This window comes from Leifsonia sp. SIMBA_070, assembly GCF_046534635.1.
In the GTDB taxonomy this organism is placed as follows: domain Bacteria; phylum Actinomycetota; class Actinomycetes; order Actinomycetales; family Microbacteriaceae; genus Leifsonia.
The window spans coordinates 1-251 of record NZ_JAWRYK010000641.1; the positions used below are offsets into that span (position 1 = coordinate 1).

The following is a 251-nucleotide window of genomic DNA, read 5'->3' on the forward strand; positions in this document are numbered from 1 at the left end:
GTTCGGCACGCTCGACGGTGGGGTCAGGAGGAGCCGGTGAACGGGGCGGCAAACCAGCAGCCGACGGGTTGCTGGTTCTCCGGGTCGAGCGCATTGAGGACAAAGGTGGCGGCACGGCGTGACCCGGCGATGCCGGCGTGTTCGGAGAAGTCTTGCGAACAACCATCTTGGACAACGATGTTGGTCGCATTGGCGGCAACGATATTTCCGCTCGTGTACGGCACCACCAGTTCGTCGTACCGCGTCATGAT

At 62.5% G+C, this 251-nt stretch carries 1 pseudogene; it reads right to left on the reverse strand.

What is annotated here, in order from left to right:
* Positions 1 to 23: 23 nt before the first annotated feature.
* Positions 24 to 251 (reverse strand): annotated as a pseudogene (locus SB754_RS21795) (lipase); the annotation flags it as partial.